The sequence below is a fragment of the Paenibacillus suaedae genome (genome assembly GCF_032337355.1).
Lineage (GTDB): Bacteria > Bacillota > Bacilli > Paenibacillales > Paenibacillaceae > Paenibacillus_B > Paenibacillus_B suaedae.
This window is the reverse complement of sequence record NZ_JAVYAA010000001.1, coordinates 1,469,142-1,491,603: the sequence shown is the minus strand read 5'-3', so window position 1 is coordinate 1,491,603 and position 22,462 is coordinate 1,469,142. Positions and strand designations below refer to the sequence as shown.

Below are 22,462 nucleotides of genomic sequence, written 5' to 3'. Positions count from 1 at the left end.
AGTAAGAGAGCAAGCCACGATACGGCTTACTCTCTGATAAGGATAAAACTGTGTTATTACAATACTCGCTTCAGCTTTCTTACATAGTTCGCACGAATGAGCAAGAAGTACACGACCTGAATGATGAAGAACGTGCCTAATACGAGTATGATTTCTTTCAAAATCGATACGTTCGGGAACAAATTCTGCAACGTATTCAGTGCAACCGCTCCATGAACGATAGCTACAATGATCGGAACAAAGAACAGAAGTCCGATTTGCGTCGTAACAACCTTGGATAGTTCCCCTTCTGTCAACCCCAGCTTCGAAATTGCCCGGTACTGGACAAGATCATTATCCAAATCTGAGAACAGGCGGAAGTACAGGAAGCTGCCTGCTGATACGAAGAACACGACTCCGACAAATAAGCCTGTCAGCAAGATTTGTCCCATTCCTTGATTGAGTTCTGACATCGATGTCGCTCTGGATTGGAAGCGGAAGTCTTGCTGCTTTTCTTTTTGGAACTGCTTTTCCAGGTCTGCTGACAATGTCTTTGTCGCCTGCCAGTTTTCCATGTTGAAGATATAATTTGTCTCGTCGAACTTCGTAAGCGGGATTGCCTTAAAGTCCTCATCTGACAATACCAGCACTTCGCCGCCCGATACATATTGTCTCACATCGTCGGTCATCTCAAGTGTGTCAACTAGCTTCAACTTGCCCGTCTGCTTCAATGTCAAGGACTGGCCCTTCGACCAATTCGAAGCTGTGCTCCTATTGCCAAAATCATTGCTTGTCGTTTCCAGTATGAATCCTTCACCCTGACCGAGCTGAATGCGCTCTTTGGCGAATGAATTGTATTCCGTTGCCCTCATCACCTTCATAATCGATCCATCTTTGAATTCTGCTGTTTTACTATGAATGATGTAGGTATCATACTTGATGTTTTCTTTCTTGAGTGCTGACTCAATCAAATCTACATGTTTCTGCTCGTGCTTATTGCTCATTGCAGTCGATTCATACGACATAGGCGGCATCAAATCTGCCACACTGTTTGTCAGCATTGCCTTGAAGCCAACGAGTGTACCAATAGCCGTAAAGGCGACAGTGGAAATAATGGCGACGAGGAAGAACATCCGTGCATTGTCCTTCATCCGATAGGCCAAGTCTGACAATGTCAGCATATTTGTGTTCCTGCGGTACAGCTTCTGCTTCTTTTTCAGCCTATTAATGATGAACACGCTTAGCTGCGTGAATAAGAAATAAGTGCCTACCGAGACAAGAACGACTACTGGCAGCATGGCAAATAGAACCTGTTCCCCGCGGACTACAAACGCAGTTCCGTACCCGCCCAAGATGCACAGTGCTGCAAATATCGCGAGCCCCGCATTAGCCTTGGGCTCTGGCTTCGGCTTCGTTGAAGCTTTTAGCAGGTCGATCAAGGAACTTGTACGTAATATGGTAGCCGTAAATAATGAAATCGCAATAAACAGCGCCATGAAGGCTGCGAACGTGAACCACAACGCTGTCGTTGGGAAATAGAATGATAATGGGTCATCCAAATACAACAAGGATGAGCCTAGCATGAGCATTCCCTTTGACATTACTAATCCGGTAACTATCCCTGCAACCGTTGAAGCAAATCCGATAATGATATTTTCCACAAATACAAGGCGCTTCAACTGCATATCAGACATCCCTTGCATGATACACACACCGAATTCTTTCTTCCGTGTCTTCAAGAAGACACTCATCGAATACAGGATGAAGAAGAAGGAGAACACATAAATAATGTACTGCGCAACCTCCATCCCCGCCTGAGCACCCTTGCCGTACTTGCCGCTATCGGCCATGTTCAATTCCGGATGGAAGGCCAGCATCGAATACACGAAGAAGATCATGACCGAGAAGGCGCAGCTTATGAAATACCCGGCATACAATCGCTTGTTCCGAAATACGTTCTTAAACGCGAACTGACGAAAGTTCATCTTCCGCTCCCCCCAATGCTGACAAGACATTCATAATTTCTTGGAAGAATACTTGCCGTTCATCATGCTTGTGCAGCTCTTGGTACAGCGAACCGTCCTTGATGAAGATGACGCGGTCACAGTAACTTGCAGCAAATGCATCATGGGTAACCATCATCGTCGTGGTGCCGTCTTCCTTGTTGATCTTCTCCATCATTTCAAGCACGTCCTTGGCTGACTTGGAATCCAGATTACCAGTCGGCTCGTCCGCAAGCAGCAGCTTCGGCTGATGGATGATTGCCCGCGCAATCGCAGTACGTTGACATTGACCACCCGAAATTTCATAGGTGCGCTTGTCCAGAATATGTCCGATTCCAAGCTTGTCCGCAATCACTTTTACACGCTGTTCCTGTTCCTTAATGCTGACATTCTCCAGCGTCAATGGGAAAATAATATTTTCCTTCACGGTCAAGGTCTGCAGCAAATTGAAATCCTGAAATACAAAGCCAAGCTCTCTGCGACGGAACAAAGCTAGTTTACGCTTACTAAGAGCGTGTGCATTGCTGCCGCCAATCAATACTTCTCCTGATGATGGCTTATCGATCGTGGACACCACGTTCAAGAAAGTAGTCTTACCACTTCCAGATGGCCCCATGATGCCGACAAATTCGCCCTTGCCTATCGATAAATTCAAATCGGAAAGTGCTTTGTAAGACACTTTGCCTTCATATATTTTGGATACATTTCTGACTTCCAGCATAGATGCTAATTACACTCCTTCGCTTACCTGTTCTATACCATATACTTTACTGGGTACGATGAAATGTAACCATTGTTATGCCTTACAATTTCCTTTCATTTTTGTCATGTAATCCATTTTGACAGATCACTTCACCTATCAAAATAAAAAAGGATCCTCGCATGACCGCATGCAAAGAATCCTTTTTATCGACAACATCTACAACTAGCTTACTGTCTACTAATGATGATCTCCTTTTCTCCGACTGAACGCAAACCCTCCAAAACCGCCGACAATCGCAAGATAGAATCCGAGATCATACCACCAGCCTGTATTATTGATCTCATATACACGGATTACATCCTTGAAAAGCCCAAAAATCAGCGAGATCGGCGCAATCCAGCCATGCCAGATCCCCCAGAAGAAACCTGCTGGTGATTGATCCGTGTACGAACCGTCTCCAGGCATACAGCCGCTTAGCAGAATCGTCATGGTGATAAACACTACACATAAGAGAATAAATCGCTTGGAATTTTTCATTAAAATGTCATCCCTCCTATATTGAAATTACGCTACTGTTCAGATGATACATTAACAGCGATGTCCCCTTGACCATTTCTCAACAATGGCGCATCGCATACATCATAATCGCTTCGTTCTCACCTATAGGCTCGTCTTCGCAGCACTCTCCTGTCTCATTATATATGGCTCGGTGCAGTACATTATGACGAACCTAGCCTACTGTCAAGCAATAGCTGCGATGTATCATTGAAATATCATTGCTTTTTCAGGGTCAATATGATATATTAATTCTTCTCTTTCCATATTTTGATGTGTCTCAACAAAGAAGTAGGAGAGATTACACAATCCTTTCTTAGGAGGTAACTGAAGGTGAGCGACACGTTTCAAAGTGCCTTTCAAGAAGAGCAGCACCGTCTGAAAGACACGCTCGACATCATCGAGCAGCAATACGACAAAGTTCATAATGTAGCCCCTTATACTGGGCACGACTTTACGCTGCAAGTATTAGAGGACAACCGCAAGCAGCAGGAAGAACGCTTGGCTCAAGCCCGGAAAGAGCCTTATTTCGGAAGAATCGATTTCGAAGAAAACGGCAAGGATGAAGCACTCAAGCTGTATGTCGGCAAACGAGGCGTTCATCGCAGTGCAGAAGTCGAGAATGAAGCGTACCCGCTAGTGATTGACTGGAGAGCCCCGATTGCGAGCTTATTCTATTCCTTCTCCGGCGGCACCGCTCCGGTATCTTATGATTCATTAGACGGCCCTATCGAGGGCATCGTACATCTCAAGCGCAATCTGGCGATACGCAGCCAACAATTGCAAAGAGTCGTCGATACCTACAATCGCTCGGAAGGCGACAGCCATGTTACAGACGAATTTCTCGTCTACCGGCTAGGAGAGAACAAGGACAATCGACTGCGCGATATCGTATCTACGATTCAAGCGGAGCAGGATCGCATCATTCGCGCTCCGAAGAACACTGCCTTGTTCATACAAGGGGTCGCTGGTAGCGGTAAGACGACCGTTGCTCTGCACCGCCTTGCTTATTTGCTTTATCAATATCAGGAGCAGATTCGTGCCGAGAAGATGATGATTTTTGCGCCCAACCGCATGTTCCTGAACTATATATCCGATGTCTTGCCTGAACTGGGTGTCGGCAACATCCAGCAGCAGACGTTCCCTGAATGGGCTTTGGCGGTAATGGATATGCAGCTATCCGTAACACTCGCATCTCCGATGGAGCAAGTCGAGAAATGGTACGGTTCCTTGGATTCGCGTCCAGTCCTTGACGATCACGTTTCGGGACGATTCAAAGGCTCCCTCTCCTTGCTGTCTCATATGGATCAGCTTATGAAGAAGTACGAGCAGAACGCGGTTCCAAGCGGCGACTTCTCTCCTTGGGACGGAACCGTTCTCCCGTATGCAACCATATACAGCTGGTTCCATGAGGAGTATCGCTCCTACGAGCCGGCCAAGCGCAAGGAGCGCGTTATGGCCCGCATTCAGCGCTGGATTCAGATGGAACTGAAGCGAGAACACTCCAAGACAATGCTGAAGGATAAGAAGAAGCTATCAACGCAGCGTCTCAAAGCCTATATGAAGAAATGGCCTGTCCTCGATACATGGGAAATGTATCGCTCCCTGTTCGAACCGAAGAAACAGGGCGACACGGATAGCGATAGCAGTATCGTCATTCCAGAGCCCGTGCGCAAAGAAACCTTAGCGTATTTGAAGAAAAAAGTGGTTCGTCACGAGGATCTGGCAGCACTGCTCTATTTGCATTCCCGCTTGTACGGGATTTCATCTGAGTACCGATACGATCATATTGTCATCGATGAGGCGCAAGACTTCTCGCCTTTACAAATTGCAGTACTCGACCACTTTGCCAAAAACCACTCCTTCACCATCTTAGGAGACCTCTCACAGGGGATTCATGCGTATGCTGGTATTCACGACTGGTCAGAGATGCGAGAACTGTTCGAAGCGGATGCAACGGATTACTTCGCCTTAACACGCAGTTATCGTTCGACGATGGAAATCATCCGGTTCGCGAACGTCATCCTAGAACGAGGTGTAGGAACAGACATGTTGGCAGTTCCGGTATTCCGCAGCGGTCAGAAGGTTCGTATTGTCAGCAGCAAGACGAACGAGAGGGCAGAGCAGCTGAAGCAGATTATCTCTGATTTCCAAGACAATGGACATAATACGATTGCTTTATTGACTCGAACAGCGGATGAAGCCAGAGAATTGCACGCAGCACTCCAGGCAAATATCGAAGGAGAACTGAAGCACAGCATCCACCTGATTGATGGCAACGAGCAGCAATACGAAGGCGGAATATCCGTTCTTCCGGTATACCTGTCCAAAGGCTTGGAATTCGATGCGGTTCTTGTTCTTGACGTCGATGAGCATCGATATCCATGCAGCTTGCTTGATGCGAAGCTGTTGTATGTCGGCTGTACTCGTGCGCTGCACGAGCTGTGGATTGTTCACGAACCTGCGAATCAGCTATCGCCGCTCGTGTGCACAGATGACGAAGATACGGTCGAATTGATGTCTTAACCGATTTGATCACTGAACCTAATAACTTGTTCACACAAAAGGACATTCTCTAGCAGCAGTAATATCTAGATGAATGTCCTTTGTTTTCGCCATTCTATGGACTTGCAAAACCATATTCCGCCCTTACAAGTGAACTTGCTTATATTGCAATACACAAGTAGTGCCCTCATCTGGGCGGCTGTAGTACGATATTGTGCCGTTCATCGATTTCACCAGACTAATAACGACCATTAGACCGAGCCCTGTTCCCTTCTCCTTCGTCGTATAGAATGGCATGCCAATTCGTTTAATTTGATAATCGCTCATGCCAACCCCAGTGTCCTTAATATGAATATGCACTCCCTCGTTATCCGACCAGGTGGTAACCTTCAACGTACCTCCATCCGGCATGGACTCGACTGCATTTTTCATTATGTTTAGCAGCGACTGCTGGAATTTCTTCGACTCTCCCATAATGTACATCGGTTTTTGAGATAGATGCTGGACAACTACCTCCACCTTCGACAGTAAACAAAGTGGAGATACCATGGGAACGACGGTGTCTAGTTCTTCCTGAACATAGAGCGGACGAGCCACCTCGACCGTTGGTTTGGCGTAATTCAAATAATCTGTAATGATCGAATTCGCCTGTTCAATGCCGGAAGCTGCATAATTCCGATAGGTCTGAATTTGTTCCGGGGTCAAGTTTTTACGGTTCATAAGCTGTAGAAAGCCTTGTGCAGTTGTCAGTGGATTACGAATTTCATGAGAAATGGAAGCGGCTAGCTGACCGATAACTTGATATTTCTCAGCACGAAAAAGCTCTTCCCGCATCCGTTCCTGATTTTTGACATGATGATAGATGTAGCTTACATACATCGAGGACAAATAGGTTCCAATGACAGCAATCAGCACCTCTACTCCCAGCACTTGATCCCATTGATCGAAGAAGAGCAGATAGCCCGCTAAATATACCGTAATCAGCAGCAGCGACATGAGGAAAATCTTCAAATAGGTACTCTGCAGCACCTGTTTATAGTGCAGAATAAGTCCAGCTGCGAGCATCATCGTGGAACCAATGATTGTCGGTACGGAGTAAATCTGCAAGTATAGTAATGTACACAGATTGAATGCCAACCATGTACATATCCCTGGCAGCAAACCCTCGAACAGAGCAGCTAGCGCAAGAGACACAGGAGTTAAATGCAGCCCGTACAGCAATGGATCGATATCTTCATACCCAATATAAAAACAAGTCAGCAAAATTAAGATAAAAATAAACAACAGCTTGCGACGGTAATGAGCGAACATGAATTTCGGCGTGATGATGAGAAACATAAGACTTGCGCTCATAATATAGAGCAGCCCTTTGAATTCATGCGCTAATATGGAATGGATCAACATCATTATTCCTTTCCCTATCGATTCAATGCCTTGAACGTTGAGCATTCGAGTCAGCCAATGATTTTCCCGTTCCATGGAAGGCCTTTATGGAATCGGGAGCGGTCATTGGAACGCCATGCCGATAGCAATGGATAATCATACATATCCCATATTTTGCAGGGTGGGGCATCGATCGACGATCGTTCGATAATGCAATTGACCGCTCTTCGCGCAGCCTCATTCGCCCCTTCCATCGTAGCCAAATCTGTATTCGTTCGAACATAATCCGACGCAAGGAACAGATTCGGAATTGCTGTATATGCATTCGGCCGCAAGTTCCACGTGTGGACATGATTCACGAGCAGCGGCTCCATGTTGATCACTTCATGCGGGTTCGGGAATTGAATATCTTCATCGAGATACCAATGCACAATCATATCATCGCTCAGTATGGTCTCACCTTGATTCAAGCTCCGCTTCAGCTGCTCCCACACTTCTATCTTAATTTGCTCGCTAGTGCAGTGCATTGCCGGCTTCCCGAATACAATACCAGGCGTCTTCCAATCCGATACATCGATCGAGATGATACCTGCCACATCCCCATTGCCGAAATTGCTCATCTTGAAATGCGGCCAGAACTGAGCTTGGGATACAGAAGTCAATGCCCAAGGGCTGTCCATATAGATGACATGACCATGGATGATAGGGACATCTTCTTTCAAATAAAATTGGACGCCGTTCATCCATTCTACGTTCTTCGCTAGCTCAGGCAGTCTACCCAGCAATGGATCACCCTCGATTAGATCCTCCGTAATCAGTTCCGCCATCACCTCAACGGGCAGTGCTGCGATATAGTAATCTGCGGTTACAATGTGGGAGCGGCCTTCTTCTTGAATGGTCACGCCTTGAATCCGGCCATTCTTACAATGAATATGTTCAACTTTCGCTCTTAAGCGATAGTCGACCCCCCCTTGTCTCAAGTAAGTCAACCAAGGATTGATCCACACATCATTGGTAGGGCCGTTCAGCAAGCGATCCGCACTACCTCCTGGCAGCACCATATCCAGCATAACGGTTGCAGCTACCGTGCCTACTGTGCAGGCATTCGCTTCCTTCGCCCGTGCTGCGACCAATATGCGCGTTAGGCCAGTGAAGATGTGTCTGAATTCCGCTGACTGCTTCTCCGCCTGTAGAAAATCCCACCATGCTACTCGCTGATAATCCAGCAGCCGGCGTTCATCACAGCTGGTCAGAACCTGCCATAGACAGTTTACATAACGGTCGACGTCCTTCTCACTTAGACCAAGTTTATTATCGAATAGTGATTTAAGCAGTGTGCGCCAGCCGCGTATCGTTTGCGGGAATTCAGTAAGAAAAGGAAGCATAGGACGATTGAAGAAGGCAAGTCCCAAGTTCGTTCCTTCGATTAGATTATCAAATACGGTTAACCTCTCGGTGCTGTTCGGCCGTTGATAGGGAATACGCTTCATGGTGTCCGTAACGTGCTTATAGAATTTTGGGAAGAACCGGAATCCGTGTTCTCCTGGCAAATCTGGTCGACCATTCGTCCCCGAATTGGGAACCGGCATACTTCGTGCCTTGCCTCCTGGAATGGTTCTCCATTCATACACAGAGACGCGAAATCCACGCTCCATTAGTTCGTGCGCTGCACTCATGCCGGCGATACCACCGCCTAGCACGATCACACTTGGGCGATCTTTCCCCACCATAAACAATTGAGCACTCCTATTCCGTTATTATCATTGGAAAAATAAACTAGTTTCATATTACTATAAATCGACGGATTACAACACCTCTCAACGCAGATCTACAAGAAAAACAGAATGTAAGTTAGAAATGCCTCTTTCTACCATTTTTCATCATAGATTTGGAACCTATTTGACCTATTTGCAAGAAATCAACAACAAAAAACCTGCCCTTTGATTCATTGAGCAGGCATGTATTTCGTTGGGTTTCACGGAGAAGAACGGTTCATTTTTCATAAATATGGGTAATGACAATTTGTCGAACGCGAGTTCATCACCTAGATGACTTGAACGACCCAAGCAATCCATGCAGCAGCTGGATAGAACAGCAACTGAGCGATAATCGTACCTACCGCTCTTGAGAACATCAAGAGCGCAAATATTTTACCTAAGCGATTCCGTTCTGTCGCATCGCCCATTGCGCGATCGGTAAGCATCGCCATTTGCGGATCGACGAAGATCGTGAGTATGATCGTAGCTAGTCCGTTAATTAGTCCAGATGATTGCGAGGCGGCCGTACTATACTCTGGATTTAATGCAGATGCGTACAGTGCTGCCAGAACCCCGATCGTATAGATGCTGGTGACCAGACAATTCAATAGCAGCAAGCGCTTCGGAATTCCCATGATCCGCAGCGAGCGGAGCATGTTCCATGTTGGCGTTCGCAGATGATGCTTCACATGCCGAATCTGATCGAGGGATACGGATGAAATCAATTTCGGAATAGAGCCTGATACTTCCATATGACGTATCACTCTAGTTGCAATCAAGACAGCCGTTGGAAAAAAGAGCATTGCCAGCAGCGTTCCTACCGTTGATGAGCCGATTACAATACGGAACTGGCCTTCCAAATCGAATTCCGGATGCTGCTTTGCATAATCGATAATTTTCCCTGTCATTGGGCCCTGAAGCAAATTCGAAGTTCGAGATACAAGGACAATTATGCCGGTTAATGATAGAGCAACTGCAAGTCTACCTGTACGTACGCCCGCGTAGCGAACCGCATAGGACAATGTCTCAAATAAATGGATAAGCATAGTTAGTAAGGAGATGATGATAATTTTATCCAACGTGAACTCCCCCACAGGAAATCGTTGTTATACCAATTACAGTTTTGAATCATGTTTTTTATTTTCTCACGTCGTTTCCGTACTTGTCCAGATTAAAAAAGACTTCTAAATGTTGCAACTTTTTCATTCTATCATCGTTATTATTGTTAAAGGGGGTTTCGGGCTTACATGAGAGATGTTACTCGTACATTGAAATACAGCCTATCCATTCTAGTAGGCTGTCTACTTATAACACTGCTTGGTTCAAGCTTCGCCTATGCTGGTGATGGTGCCGCGCATAAGGTTCAAATGCAACCGGCTCCGATTCCGGTCGTCCGTGTGGTAGATACGGATGGGAATATCTTATCCCATGACGCCTTGATCGAGAATGGGCTGACATATATCCCTATTAAGGATCTAAGCACGCATTTAAATTTGAAGGTGCGATGGGAATCATACAGCCATACTGTATATATTGAAGGGGACAAATCAGATATTACGTGGAGCTCACTAACTGGCAAGATGAAGGTGAATGGCAAGGATACGGTGCTCACGACGTTCCCTCAAATTATTAACAATAAAACCTTTATCCCGCTTCGTCTTCTGCAGAATGTATTTACTTATCAATTTGACTGGGATAGCAAAACGAAGACCGTTACCCTGCTCAACAATTGGTAGAAGGTTGGATGATGTACGCAGCAATAATTCCATAGAGCGGATAGATCTGAAATCTAGAAAGAGCAATACGGGCTGTTCCTACCTGTACTGCTCTTTTTTATGCTTGCTGCCCATCCAACAAGTCTTCGTTAATAATGGAGAACAAATGAACATCCTCGTAGCGCCCTTTTGCAAAAATATGCTTACGAAGCACTCCCTCCTGCTGAAAACCGCACTTCTCCAACACGCGAATCGAGGCAGTATTATCTGGGTAGCATCTAGCTTCAATCCGTACAAGCTTCATCCAAGTAAATCCATAACGAATCACCTCGTTCACAACCTCTGTCATGAGGCCATGTCCCCAGCAGGATCTGGACAACGCATAGCCGATCTCGGCACGTGCATGCTGCTGATTCCAATTCCCAAAGCCGCTTGTGCCGATAAGCCGCTCCGACTGCTTGCAGTAAATTCCCCACGGAGCAATCTCTCCGCGACTATAACGCTGGATAATCCAGTTCAGAAAACGCTGCGAATCAGCAATCGTCTGGTGAGCAGGCCATGTTGCAAACCGCGAAATCTCTTCGTCAGAGGCATATTCAAACATATCCTCAGCATCCTGAAGTGTCATTTCCTTCATACGTGTACGGGCTGTCTCTAGGACTGGAACGGGAAAGAACAGTTCGGTCTTGCGCATCATGATTTCCCTCCTTATGAATCTGGGGTTCACCTTATTCTTCTACACAAGATCATGCCATAACCGCCCGCGATTGTCTAACCACGCCCTATCTCTATCTCTATCTCTATCTCTATCTCTATTCCTATCTATCTCTTCAACGTGACAAAGGCAAACAGCCCGTCACCTTCAATAAGGACACGAGCTGATGTCTGTTTTAGATGCTGTTATTAGAATTATCGCTTTGGATGATTACGAAATAACAGAGGCAGAACTAGACCTGATTATGAACGAAGCTTGCCAACGAAAGCATTCCCGAATTGTCTACACAGTTCCTTCTCGTCAGCCTTAGGCGTCAATTCTACCTTCAAGCCATCCAACACAACCTCGCAGCCGCGCTGACGCAGCTTCTCAATGAGAATGTCCACTGCTGCACCATATTGTGCGTACGAAGAATCACAAGAACCAAACACGGCCGCCTTCTTGCCCGTCAGATCCACATCATCCATCTCATCGAAGAAATCAAGGAATTCATCGGGCAGTTCACCATCCCCCCATGTGTACGCGCCAAGCAGAATTCCATCGTAATCTGCCATCTCCGATGCATAGGCATCCATGACTTCCTTCATCGTAAGCTCCTCATCAGTTCCTTTGACGCCTTCGGCTACAGCTTCCGCCATTTCTTCTGTATTCCCCGTCATACTCGCATAAATTAACAATGTGCTCATGTATATAACCTCCAACTTATTTATGTACATAATATGATATTGATAATCATTATCATTATAGTGGGAGTCGTTGCATTTCGCAAGCAGCAATCTTCTGCCAATTAAAAAAGGATAAGGCAGCTCTATCGAGCTCCTCATCCCAGATCTAGCCTTCCACACTATTCATAATTACTGAAAGTTAAATGTTTGCGTATTAATTAATTCGTGTCTCCCATGTAGACGTCTTTTTCCCCTTTACCTTGCAGCTTGGGTATCAATTGTGCAGGATAGACTCGAATGTGTTCTAGCGCTGATAAGGCAACCCACTCTACACCAACCTGATACTCGTCAGGATTCGTTCCTGCAAAGATCTGAGCCTCATGCTCTGTCGGAGAAATACGCTCATCAAGTTCAGCAACAAAATAAAACTCAACCTGATGGATATCGGCATCCCATTGTGCAAACTGATGATTTTTACCGATGTACTCACGAACGTACGCCAGGTTGCGTACTCGGATATGACAACCTATTTCTTCCATACATTCCCGCTTCAACGCTTCACTTAGCTGCTCTCCATGTTCCTGGCCACCTCCGGGGAACAGATAGAAAAAGCCTTCATGATCCTTATTTTTCGTAAGCAGTACATTCCCGTCTTTTAATATGATTGCCTTCGCTGAATTTCGTATGGGCTTCATGTTTCTTCCCTCCCTTGATAAAAGTATTCTAACAGTTAATTGTACCTTAATTGGCATGCTGTCAATGCGGTAATCGTTACGAATTTGATAAATTTTTTATAAAATCATCGAAAAATATAAAGACGAACCCCTAACATTATGGTAGTATATGGTACAAACCAGGTGTCAATTATCTCCTCTGACCTGCATCTAGTAAGGTTGGCGTATGGTGTAAACGATTATTCCATTGAGAGGGGAACTGTACACGTATGAAACGTAGATCCATGATGCTTATGTTGACGCTTTTACTGGCAATAAGTGCGTTTGTAAGCGCTTGCGGAAGCAGCAGCACGCCTGCCCCTGAGTCCAAGCCGAGCGAGACTCAGAAACCTGGCGACAGCGGGACAGGTGAGAAAAAAGAAGAGAACAAGGACGTGGCACTCGCCTCAGATCAGACCTTCCGCTTCAACATGAAGAGTGATCCTCCTTCCCTTGATCCTGGTACATCTCAGGATACGACTTCCTTCCAAGTATTGAGCCATATCTTTGAAGGGCTCACACGATTGGATGAGCACGGAAAAGTTATTCCAGGTACCGCAGAGAGCTGGGAAGAAGATGCTACGAAGACGAAGTATGTCTTCCATCTCCGCAAAGATGCCAAATGGTCGAACGGCGATCCTGTAAAAGCAAAAGATTACGAGAACGCTTGGAAACGTGTTCTCGATCCTAAGATGTTGCCAGCTCCACCATATGCCTATCAGCTGTACTACATCAAAGGCGCAGAAGATTACAACACGAAGAAATCCACGGATCCAAATTCTGTAGCAGTAAAAGCCACTGACGATTACACTTTGGAAGTCGAACTCACGACTCCAACTGCTTACTTCTTAAGCCTACTCTCCTTCCAATCCTACTACCCTGTACACACAGATGCCCGCGATTCAAAATGGGCTTCTGAGGCAAGTACTATCATATCGAACGGCCCATTCAAAATGGCAGACTGGAAGCATCAAAACTCACTTGAACTGGTTCAAAACGAACACTACTATGCAAAAGATGAAATCAAATTTACGAAAGTACAAATTACAATTGTCGAGGATCCTGGTACCGAAGTAAGCATGTATGAAACGGGAGCACTTGAATTCGCAGGTCAGCCGACTGGTGAAATTCCGGTCGACCAAATTGCGATGCTGAAGGAGTCGAAGCCAGATGAGCTTCATATCAAAGGTATTGCTGCCTCGTATTACTACCTGTTCAACAATAAGCAAAAGCCATTCGACAATGTCAATATTCGCAAGGCACTGGCAATGGCTATTGATCGTAAGCAAATTGTTGAGAAAGTCACGCTTGGTGGTCAAACACCTGCATTTGGTATTGTTGCGAAAGGTATCGCAGGATTAAATGATGAGTATCGCAATGAAACCGACGATACCGCCTATTTCAAGGAAGATGCCGCTGAAGCAAAGGCTCTTCTCGAAAAAGGCTTGAAGGAATCCGGATTGACAGAAATGCCTGAATTTACACTCGCTCACAATACCAATGAAATGCATAAGAAAGTTGCTGTAGCCGTCGCGAATATGTGGAAAAATACGCTTGGACTGAAAGTAAAGGTTGAAAATCAGGAGTGGGGTGTCTTCCTAAAGAACCGGACGGCATTGAACTATCAAATTGCTCGCGCCGGCTGGACGACAGACTATAATGATCCAATGTCATTCATCGATCTGTATACGACTGGCAGCGGCAATAATGATATTGGGTACAACAATCCTGAATTCGATAAACTGGTGAAAGATGCGAAGATTTCTGTGGATCCAAATGCACGTATGGACTTGATTAAGCAAGCTGAGAAGAAGCTGATTGCAGACGATATGGCGATCATACCAATTTTCTATCATACAAATGTTCATTTACAGAAGCCGTACGTCAAAAATGTATTTATCGACTACCAAGGACAAATAAACTTCACTCGCGGTTATATTGCAGAACACTAATCGATCGATCGTGACATTGAGCATGTAAATAGTCGGGGTACATATGCAGGCAATGTTCATATGTATCCCGACTTTAGCATTATAGGTTGAAATTTATCCTTCAGGAGGCTGGTGGAATGTGATTCGCTATGTCCTTACCAAGCTAATGTATCTCATCATTTCCTTATGGGTTCTGGCTACACTTACCTTTCTATTGATGAAGGCTGTCCCAGGCGACCCATTTCTGTCAGAGAAAGCCGTTCCTCCAGAAATACGCGCAAGGCTCATGGAGCAATATGGACTCGACAAGCCATTATATGAACAGTATGTCGTTTATTTGAACAAGCTCGTTCAAGGTAATCTTGGTATTTCGATGAAAATGCAGGATCGTGAAGTCGTTCAGGCCATCCGCGAATCCTTCCCCTATTCGCTCAAGCTCGGTATCTGTGCATTAATTGTAGCCGTCACGATCGGGATAGGACTCGGTATTGCTGCAGCAATGCGGCATCGCAAGCTGATTGATACGTCCTCCATGGTACTCGCTGTCGTTGGCGTGTCTGTCCCAAGCTTTGTTCTTGCCTCATTTATGCAATACGTGCTTGGAGTGAAACTGAAGCTACTGCCTGTCTTTGGACTAGCAGGCCCCCTCACCTATGTCATGCCCACCATTGCGCTATCAGCTCTACCGATTGCTTTCATCGCCAGATTAACTCGCTCCAGTATGCTGGAGGTTCTGCATTCTGATTATATTAAGACAGCCAAGTCCAAAGGTCTGTCTGCCGGCGTTATTGTGCGCAGACATATTTTACGCAACGGAATCTTGCCTGTTGTTACGTATATTGGCCCACTTACTGCAGGTATTGTTACCGGTTCATTCATTGTGGAGCATATTTTCGGAATCGGTGGTCTTGGCAAAATATTCGTAATGAGTATTACGAACCGCGACTATTCACTCATCATGGGCATCACCATGTTCTATGGCGTTATATTGATGGTGGCTCGCTTCCTTACTGATTTGGCTTATGGTGCTATCGATCCTCGTATTAAGCTTGCCAAAGGAAAGGAGAAAGCGGCATGATTACCTACAACAAACAGAATCCATTGCAGCAGCCCCCTATCAAGCCTGAGCAATTCAAAAAAGCGAACATCGACGAACATGCGGCGGAGGCGATCGAACGCGAGAGTATATCCGCTTGGCGCGATTCATGGCTTCGATTGCGCAGCAATTGGGCAGCAATGACAGGCCTCGTTATTCTTGTTCTGCTCATTATTATGGCCATCATCGGACCAATGTTAACTTCTTATGACTACGAAACCAATTATTTGGACAAGACGAATTTGCCACCTTCCTCAGAGCATTGGTTCGGCACGGACGATCTCGGCCGCGACATGTTCGCCCGTACCTGGATGGGCGCTCGTATTTCACTTATCGTCGGCTTCTCCGCAGCCCTCATTAACCTGATTGTCGGCGTCATATATGGCGGCATTATGGGGTATGTGGGAGGGAAACTCGATGAAATCATGAACAAGGCATCTGAAATTATATTCACACTTCCCGACCTTCTTGTAGCCATTCTACTGGTAGTAGTACTAGAACCAAGTCTTGGCGTTATTATATTGGCACTCTGTTTCACTGGCTGGATTAATATGGCCTGGATCGTACGCGGGCAAATGATGCAGCTCAAAAATCAAGAGTTCGTCCTTGCCTCCCGTTCTCTCGGCGCATCGGGAGCACGGATCTTGTTCCGGCATCTGATTCCCAATTCACTCGGCCCGATTATCGTTACGCTAACCTTAGCAATTCCTGTATCGATCTTCGGCGAAGCGGTTCTTAGCTTCCTCGGGCTTGGTGTACAATCCCCTGCTGCCTCTTGGGGAACGATGATTAGCGATGCATTGAAGGCGATGACCGTCTATCCATGGCGTATCGCATTCCCTGCATTCTTTATCAGCTTGACGATGCTTGCATTCAACATGTTTGGCGATGGACTGCGTGATGCACTCGATCCGAAGATGAAAAAGTAGACGAGGAGGATGACGAATATGAATCCTTTATTGGAAATCAACGACCTTCACGTCTCTTTCCACGTCCGTGGCGGCGAGGTGAAGGCAGTACGCGGTATCAATTTTCATGTGAATCAAGGCGAGGCCGTGGCGATCGTAGGCGAGTCCGGCTGTGGCAAGAGTGTAACGGCACAATCAATTTTGCGGCTGCTGCCAAGCCCACCTAGCAAGGTGAAGCAAGGTGAGATACGCTTCAAGGGAAATGATCTGCTGAAGCTGAAAGAACGTGACATGCAATCGATTCGCGGCAAGGACATCGGCATGATCTTCCAAGATCCAATGACTTCATTAAATCCGACGATGACGATAGGTCGACAGATTACTGAGGTATTAATGAAGCATCAACAGATGACTGCTGCACAAGCGAAGGCGCGGGCTATCGAGATGCTGTCTATAGTTGGCATTCCGAATCCAGCTTCCCGCTTCCAGCAATACCCGCATGAATTCTCGGGCGGAATGCGCCAGCGCGCGATGATTGCCATCGCACTTGCCTGCAAACCATCCCTGCTAATCGCAGATGAACCGACTACAGCGCTTGACGTAACTATACAAGCTCAAATCTTGCGCGTTATGAAGCAGCTGCAGCAAGAGATGGGCACATCCATTATATTAATTACACATGATCTCGGAATTGTCGCTGATCTATGCGACCGAGTCATTGTTATGTATGCTGGTAAAATCGTTGAGACCGGCACGAAATGGGATATATTCAAAAATCCACAGCATCCTTATACGAAGGGCTTGCTCCGTTCCTTGCCTCGTCTGGATCAGAAGAAGGATGAGCCGCTTATTCCGATTTACGGCACACCGCCAGATCTGATTAAGCCACCAGCAGGGTGCGGGTTCTGCGCTCGCTGCAATGAAGCGATGGAAGTCTGCATGTCCTACGATCCGGAAGTGACGAAGGTAGGCGATTCGCATCAAGCGAAATGCTGGCTTCTCCATCCGTTGGCGCAGGAGGTGGCTCGATGAGCAGAGAGGCATTGCTTGAAGTACAGGGATTGAAGAAGTATTTCAATCTAGGCCGCGGCAATATATTAAAAGCGGTTAACGATGTCAGCTTCACCATCCATAAGGGTGAGACCCTCGGTATGGTTGGTGAATCCGGCTGCGGGAAGTCCACTGTAGGACGAACTGTCCTGCGCCTTTACGAGCCGACAGGCGGCAAGACAATCTACAATGGAACGAATATTTACAGCCTGAAGCGCAAGCAGATGGCAGCGATGCGCCGTGAAATGCAGATGATCTTCCAAGATCCGTACGCTTCGCTTAATCCGCGGCTCACTATCTCTGATATTATTGGAGAAGCTATCGATATTCACAAGCTAGCTGCGAGCCGCGCAGAAAAGAAGAAGCAGATCGAAGATCTCCTTGATCTTGTTGGCTTGAATCCAGATCACGCTACTCGCTATCCGCATGAATTCTCAGGCGGCCAACGACAGCGTATCGGCATCGCTCGCGCGCTTGCCGTAGATCCGAAGCTCATTATTTGTGACGAGCCGATCTCCGCGCTTGATGTATCCATCCAAGCACAAGTCGTTAACTTGCTGAAGGATCTTCAGGTTCGACTTGGACTCACCTATTTGTTCATCGCCCATGATTTGTCCATGGTCAGGCATATTAGCGATCGCGTGGCCGTCATGTACCTGGGCAAAATGGTTGAACTGACTGATAGTGACACGCTCTACAATGAACCGCTTCATCCTTATACGCAAGCGCTCATGTCCGCCATTCCTGTTCCCGATCCAGATATCGAGGCGCAGAAGGAGCGGATTGTGTTAAGCGGTGAACTCCCAAGTCCAATCAATCCACCGAGTGGTTGTCATTTCCGTACGAGATGCCCCGCGGCAACTGAGCGGTGTGCGGCTGCTGTTCCGGAATTCCGTGAAGCTAAGCCTGGTCATTATGTAGCCTGCCATCTCGTTTAGGATGTATCCAATTATTTCAGACCTAGAAATAAAGGCAGAGAAGAGAACCAGGAGACGTCCCTCCTATCTCTACTCTGCCTTTTTCATGTCGTTTCCAAGCTATCTTGGAAGTGACGTATGCCTCTTACTATCAAACTTCACTAACAATGAGTGATGACACACAGTCTGCAAGTCCCGATATATTTGATTGATTGGCGCATCCTCCATAACTGCATGGATGCCCAAGTACGGGAAAAGCGCATTGGCCGATGATAAGGCTGCTTGTCCAGCTTCCTTACACCGAAGTGATACTTCCTGTACATCCGTGTCCGTGAGTACCTTGCCTTGTGTATGCTCGTTCCACGATTGCTCGATAGCCTGATAGAACGCACTTACCGCTTCCGTCAGCAATTCGTTCTGAATGATGATTTTATTCGATATAGAATCATAACGGTTCACCGAAGCATTCTCCCATACAGTGCGATTCCGCTCCGCAATATTTCGTGCCTCTTCCAGGAAGTGCATTGCCAGCCCTATGCTTACAGCAGCGAACGATGCTTCTGCAAATGGCAGGAACGGATAGCTGTATATCGGGTTATCGTAAAGACCATTTGGCTCCATAATGCTAAAGGTTCGTTCATCAGGTACAAATACATCATGTACGACAATGGAATGACTTTCTGTAGCCTTCAGGCCAAATGCGTTCCAATCCTTCACGATCTCAACTTCATCCGGCCAGAATACGAATGAACGAATGACCGGCTCCGCTGCTGATTCCCCTCCAGTATCCGATTCGGCATGCTTTTGAACCACACAATTGGCGGTGAACACAGTCGCATATGTGGAGCCGCTGCAGAACTTCCAGCGCCCATTCACCCGGTATCCGCCCTCAACCTTCACAGCCGTTCCGCTTGGATGCCCCGATCCTGCTACAACCGCTTCCTTCCTCGTATAAGCATCCTTCGCCACTTCTGGCGTCATAAATGGTGCAAAGAAGCCGCCTCCAGAGCCAATCGTTACGAGCCAGCCGAAGCTACCATTAATCCAGGACGTATGCTCGAACCATTTCAACGCTTCGGGAAGTTCTGTCATATTCCCCTGTAATTCAACTGGTACGAACAGCTTGAACAATCCACGCTCATAAATCCATTGCAGCAGCTGCTGCGGAAGCTTCCCCTCTCGCTCAATGGACAATGCCTGATCTCGAATGATGCGAATTTCTTCATCGGTAAAATGATTCATCGGTAACACGCTCCCACTCTTATCAACGTATGGATAAATGCAAATCTATCTATTTATCCATTATAGTACACGTTTACAAGATAAGGCGGAGACGAATCATATCTACGCAAGGAATTCCATTCTCTTCGATCGGTTCATCATAGTGAATGACGAAGAAATCGGTATCGATTCCGCAAATACGGAAGCCGCATTTCTGATATAAACCGAGCTGTGACAGACTGGAGTTCCCAGTGCCTACCTCCAGCACTTGATAACCAAGCTCACGAGCGCACTGAATGGCATGCTGTACAAGCTGCTTGCCATAGCCCTTGCCCTGCCACTCTTCTGCAACAGCCACATTCACAAGCTCAAGGGTGTGGGGGCGCGTCGGAAGCAGAAGTACAGCTCCAATCGTCTCTCTATTCACATTCAATGTATAACCGATACTGCGATGCAAGTATTGATTCACGGCAGCTTCTTCCGGATCAGCAAGCAGCAGCAAATCTAGTGGGATGTTACGAGTTTCCGTAGGAATAATGAGTGCTTCCAAGATGATTATCCTCCTCTAAGTTGTCTCTCACTTCTCACCTGCATGGTTGAATCAAGTGAATGACAGAGTTTGTGTGTGGATTCATGAGCATGCAACTTACGCCATCTGACCATATTCCTGGGCATACGCACCATGCTGTAAATAATGCTTGTATAGGTGGAAAAACACACGTATTCCCCCATAAAAGTTAGTGTCATGCTCACTCTTGCATATTAAATAAACTGTATCCTCTATCGAAGGTACTTGCCCTTTCTGACACATCCGTTCATACTCTACAAAGTCGACTTCGAACAACCCTTTCTTCTCGCCTGCCTCCGTAGCGTAAGCGTATAATGCCGTGGAACCTTCCAACTGCTTTAATTGATAATGTATCGTTGAAGCCATTGCAAATCACCTACTTATGTATAATGTAGTATCTGTCCCGCTTCCCGTGTGTGGTGAGCAATTGTTCACAACGGAGTAGTCGGATCCTACCTGTTATATCGACAGTTGTCCCCATTCCATAGCGATTTCCGTATGCGGTTCTCCGCCAATCTCAATTTCTTTCTCGCCGACGATTAATGCACCGGTACAACGATAAAATTGAAGAGCACGATTCCCTTTCAAAACCCATACCAACATATTCGTATGTCCGAACGACTTCGAATGCTCCATCACGTGTGAAACCAGCTTGCTGCCGAGCCCTTGTCCTTGAACGGTCGACAGCAAGTAGAGTGCATATAATTCTGCTCGATCAGGAAATTGTTCGCTCCGGCTTGGACCGCCCATCGCAAAGCCTGCGATTTCCCCAGTATCCTGTACTGCGACATAAATACACTTGTCATCTGTCAAATGTCCGATCGCATGTTCCCACATATTTTGTCTAGCTTGTACAGATAATCCAGACAAATAAGTATCTGATACAATCCCTTGATAGGTAGTGCGCCAGCTGTCGACATGAACACGCGCAATACCAGGCGCATCGCCAGCCATCGCTTTTCGAATTTGCAATTGACACCCTCCTCTACAGGTGAGTTCATCATCGATATATTCAATACACTTCAACAGAAAGTCCTACCTTGGATAAGAAATGCTGCATCCATTACAATGGACACAGAGGGATTGCCTCCAACAGCAATCCCTTCCACGTATGGCCCATCAATTGGTACGGTTCAAGCATGATAAAATATTCAAAGTCAGGTGCCATGCTTCCAAGAACTAGCCCCGTCACACTTAAGTATTGCGGCGCAAGACGCTGAACAGGTGTAGCATACAGTGGATGTGCGAAGGTAAAAGGCATGATTATCTGCTGCCCTTCTCCGATTTCTTCATTGCATATAGATCCTCTTCAATGCCAGCCATACGCTGCTCCAACATCGCACGCGCATCCTCGATGGCCTGATTATATAGGTAGGGCTCGAACATCTTCAGTAGATAGTCAACTAGCTCCTCTGCCTCGAACATGCCCAGGGATTCTCCACGCTCTGTCTCAAAATACTGCTTCAAATCCTCTATCCATTTTTCCTTCTGCTCTCTAGGCAGCTTCTTTACATTCATATGTCCCTCCTAAGTTGCTAAGTCGCTTGTTTACTTCCTTATATCGATGAACTTATTATAGACGACCTGCGAATTCAACAGACAGCGAGTTGAAATACTCCATTTCCTCATCAATAAAATCATCGCCCGAATCGATGCTTCCGACAATATGCAAATCATGGAGACATAGTCCCATTAACCACAACTGACGTGCAGCAACGAATACGGGAACTGCTCGAATATCGTCTTCGTGAAGTTGACGTACAGACTGATAGCCCTCTAGGAATGCATCCCACAACTCTGACAGCTTTCCAGGATCATTGCCTAAGCGCACCTCTCGAGCCAAGCGAAATTCTGCTATATCATAAGCGCGGTAGCCATAACCGCACAAGTCAAAGTCATAATGAGTATACGTCTGATCGTCGATGTAACTAATATTGGTATTTCCATGCAAATCCCCGTGGCACACTCCCCAATCCAGCGCTGAGAACTGTGTAATTTGCTCCTTCAATGCGCTGCCAACGGCCATCAACTTCTGAACATCTTCGGGCCTATGCTAAATTCGGTCAGCAATCACCTGC

The 22,462-nt window shown here is 46.4% G+C and carries 23 protein-coding genes; 7 read left to right on the top strand and 16 right to left on the bottom strand.

Annotated features, from left to right (window positions below):
* Nucleotides 1-56: 56 nt before the first annotated feature.
* The 3 genes from RQP50_RS06580 to RQP50_RS06570 all read right to left on the bottom strand — a co-directional run bounded on the left by RQP50_RS06580 (nucleotide 57) and on the right by RQP50_RS06570 (nucleotide 3,222).
* The gene (locus tag RQP50_RS06580) at nucleotides 57-1,964 is read right to left on the bottom strand and encodes an ABC transporter permease (RefSeq protein ID WP_315744150.1); all 1,908 of its coding nucleotides are present in this window, start codon (nucleotides 1,962-1,964) and stop codon (nucleotides 57-59) included.
* Nucleotides 1,939-2,703 (bottom strand): ABC transporter ATP-binding protein, encoded by a 765-nt coding sequence (locus tag RQP50_RS06575; RefSeq protein WP_044355020.1) that lies wholly within the window; start codon nucleotides 2,701-2,703, stop codon nucleotides 1,939-1,941. The genes RQP50_RS06580 and RQP50_RS06575 overlap by 26 nt, the downstream gene beginning before the upstream one ends.
* A gap of 219 nt (nucleotides 2,704-2,922) precedes the next feature.
* Nucleotides 2,923-3,222, bottom strand: coding sequence for a hypothetical protein (locus RQP50_RS06570; protein ID WP_315744147.1), 300 nt, complete (start codon nucleotides 3,220-3,222; stop codon nucleotides 2,923-2,925).
* 351 nt (nucleotides 3,223-3,573) lie between these two features.
* Here RQP50_RS06570 and RQP50_RS06565 point away from each other — a divergent pair, with 351 nt between their 5' ends.
* Complete coding sequence (locus RQP50_RS06565; protein ID WP_315744145.1) at nucleotides 3,574-5,766, top strand: HelD family protein; 2,193 nt, start codon at nucleotides 3,574-3,576, stop codon at nucleotides 5,764-5,766.
* Between the two features lie 123 nt (nucleotides 5,767-5,889).
* On the opposite strand, the gene RQP50_RS06560 is transcribed toward RQP50_RS06565, so the two are convergent.
* The 3 genes from RQP50_RS06560 to RQP50_RS06550 all read right to left on the bottom strand — a co-directional run bounded on the left by RQP50_RS06560 (nucleotide 5,890) and on the right by RQP50_RS06550 (nucleotide 9,964).
* Nucleotides 5,890-7,152 (bottom strand): ATP-binding protein, encoded by a 1,263-nt coding sequence (locus tag RQP50_RS06560; protein ID WP_315744143.1) that lies wholly within the window; start codon nucleotides 7,150-7,152, stop codon nucleotides 5,890-5,892.
* A 47-nt stretch (nucleotides 7,153-7,199) separates the two neighbouring features.
* Nucleotides 7,200-8,858, bottom strand: a complete 1,659-nt coding sequence (locus tag RQP50_RS06555) for a hydroxysqualene dehydroxylase (protein ID WP_028533167.1) — start codon at nucleotides 8,856-8,858, stop codon at nucleotides 7,200-7,202.
* Between the two features lie 314 nt (nucleotides 8,859-9,172).
* Nucleotides 9,173-9,964, bottom strand: a complete 792-nt coding sequence (locus tag RQP50_RS06550; RefSeq protein ID WP_227774385.1) for a lipid II flippase Amj family protein — start codon at nucleotides 9,962-9,964, stop codon at nucleotides 9,173-9,175.
* A 168-nt stretch (nucleotides 9,965-10,132) separates the two neighbouring features.
* Between RQP50_RS06550 and RQP50_RS06545 the strand changes: the two genes are divergently transcribed.
* Nucleotides 10,133-10,621, top strand: a complete 489-nt coding sequence (locus tag RQP50_RS06545; RefSeq protein WP_315744141.1) for a copper amine oxidase N-terminal domain-containing protein — start codon at nucleotides 10,133-10,135, stop codon at nucleotides 10,619-10,621.
* Nucleotides 10,622-10,718: 97 nt separating this feature from the next.
* Here the strand turns inward: RQP50_RS06545 and RQP50_RS06540 are convergent, their stop codons facing one another.
* The 3 genes from RQP50_RS06540 to RQP50_RS06530 form a co-directional block, all read right to left on the bottom strand.
* Complete coding sequence (locus tag RQP50_RS06540) at nucleotides 10,719-11,297, bottom strand: GNAT family N-acetyltransferase (protein WP_315744139.1); 579 nt, start codon at nucleotides 11,295-11,297, stop codon at nucleotides 10,719-10,721.
* Nucleotides 11,298-11,557: 260 nt separating this feature from the next.
* A complete protein-coding gene (locus RQP50_RS06535) occupies nucleotides 11,558-12,001 on the bottom strand; it encodes a flavodoxin (RefSeq protein WP_072727840.1) in 444 nt (147 codons plus the stop codon).
* A gap of 197 nt (nucleotides 12,002-12,198) precedes the next feature.
* Entirely contained in the window at nucleotides 12,199-12,675 is a 477-nt protein-coding gene (locus RQP50_RS06530) for an NUDIX domain-containing protein (protein WP_315744137.1), read from the bottom strand.
* 248 nt (nucleotides 12,676-12,923) lie between these two features.
* Between RQP50_RS06530 and RQP50_RS06525 the strand changes: the two genes are divergently transcribed.
* The 5 genes from RQP50_RS06525 to RQP50_RS06505 all read left to right on the top strand — a co-directional run bounded on the left by RQP50_RS06525 (nucleotide 12,924) and on the right by RQP50_RS06505 (nucleotide 18,616).
* The gene (locus RQP50_RS06525; RefSeq protein WP_315744135.1) at nucleotides 12,924-14,645 is read left to right on the top strand and encodes a peptide ABC transporter substrate-binding protein; all 1,722 of its coding nucleotides are present in this window, start codon (nucleotides 12,924-12,926) and stop codon (nucleotides 14,643-14,645) included.
* A 118-nt stretch (nucleotides 14,646-14,763) separates the two neighbouring features.
* Nucleotides 14,764-15,702: an ABC transporter permease gene (locus RQP50_RS06520; RefSeq protein WP_315744133.1), complete on the top strand. Its 939-nt coding sequence runs from the start codon at nucleotides 14,764-14,766 to the stop codon at nucleotides 15,700-15,702.
* A complete protein-coding gene (locus RQP50_RS06515; protein ID WP_065291234.1) occupies nucleotides 15,699-16,649 on the top strand; it encodes an ABC transporter permease in 951 nt (316 codons plus the stop codon). The genes RQP50_RS06520 and RQP50_RS06515 overlap by 4 nt, the downstream gene beginning before the upstream one ends.
* Before the next feature lie 18 nt (nucleotides 16,650-16,667).
* Entirely contained in the window at nucleotides 16,668-17,660 is a 993-nt protein-coding gene (locus RQP50_RS06510; protein ID WP_315744131.1) for an ABC transporter ATP-binding protein, read from the top strand.
* Entirely contained in the window at nucleotides 17,657-18,616 is a 960-nt protein-coding gene (locus RQP50_RS06505) for an ABC transporter ATP-binding protein (RefSeq protein ID WP_315744129.1), read from the top strand. The genes RQP50_RS06510 and RQP50_RS06505 overlap by 4 nt, the downstream gene beginning before the upstream one ends.
* A 99-nt stretch (nucleotides 18,617-18,715) precedes the next feature.
* Here RQP50_RS06505 and RQP50_RS06500 read toward each other — a convergent pair whose 3' ends face one another.
* The 7 genes from RQP50_RS06500 to RQP50_RS06470 all read right to left on the bottom strand — a co-directional run bounded on the left by RQP50_RS06500 (nucleotide 18,716) and on the right by RQP50_RS06470 (nucleotide 22,413).
* Nucleotides 18,716-19,837 carry an acyl-CoA dehydrogenase family protein gene (locus RQP50_RS06500; protein ID WP_315744127.1) on the bottom strand — a complete coding sequence of 374 codons (1,122 nt, stop codon included), beginning with the start codon at nucleotides 19,835-19,837 and terminating at the stop codon, nucleotides 18,716-18,718.
* A gap of 73 nt (nucleotides 19,838-19,910) precedes the next feature.
* The gene (locus RQP50_RS06495) at nucleotides 19,911-20,366 is read right to left on the bottom strand and encodes a GNAT family N-acetyltransferase (RefSeq protein ID WP_315744125.1); all 456 of its coding nucleotides are present in this window, start codon (nucleotides 20,364-20,366) and stop codon (nucleotides 19,911-19,913) included.
* Nucleotides 20,367-20,462: 96 nt separating this feature from the next.
* On the bottom strand, nucleotides 20,463-20,750 hold the full coding sequence (locus tag RQP50_RS06490; RefSeq protein WP_315744123.1) for a hypothetical protein: 288 nt from the start codon (nucleotides 20,748-20,750) through the stop codon (nucleotides 20,463-20,465).
* Between the two features lie 93 nt (nucleotides 20,751-20,843).
* On the bottom strand, nucleotides 20,844-21,356 hold the full coding sequence (locus RQP50_RS06485; protein ID WP_315744121.1) for a GNAT family N-acetyltransferase: 513 nt from the start codon (nucleotides 21,354-21,356) through the stop codon (nucleotides 20,844-20,846).
* A 91-nt stretch (nucleotides 21,357-21,447) separates the two neighbouring features.
* Entirely contained in the window at nucleotides 21,448-21,645 is a 198-nt protein-coding gene (locus RQP50_RS06480) for a DUF4184 family protein (protein ID WP_072727830.1), read from the bottom strand.
* A 2-nt stretch (nucleotides 21,646-21,647) separates the two neighbouring features.
* Nucleotides 21,648-21,902: a DUF2164 domain-containing protein gene (locus RQP50_RS06475; RefSeq protein ID WP_021253110.1), complete on the bottom strand. Its 255-nt coding sequence runs from the start codon at nucleotides 21,900-21,902 to the stop codon at nucleotides 21,648-21,650.
* Nucleotides 21,903-21,957: 55 nt separating this feature from the next.
* Entirely contained in the window at nucleotides 21,958-22,413 is a 456-nt protein-coding gene (locus RQP50_RS06470; protein WP_315744118.1) for a protein kinase family protein, read from the bottom strand.
* Nucleotides 22,414-22,462 lie beyond the last annotated feature (49 nt).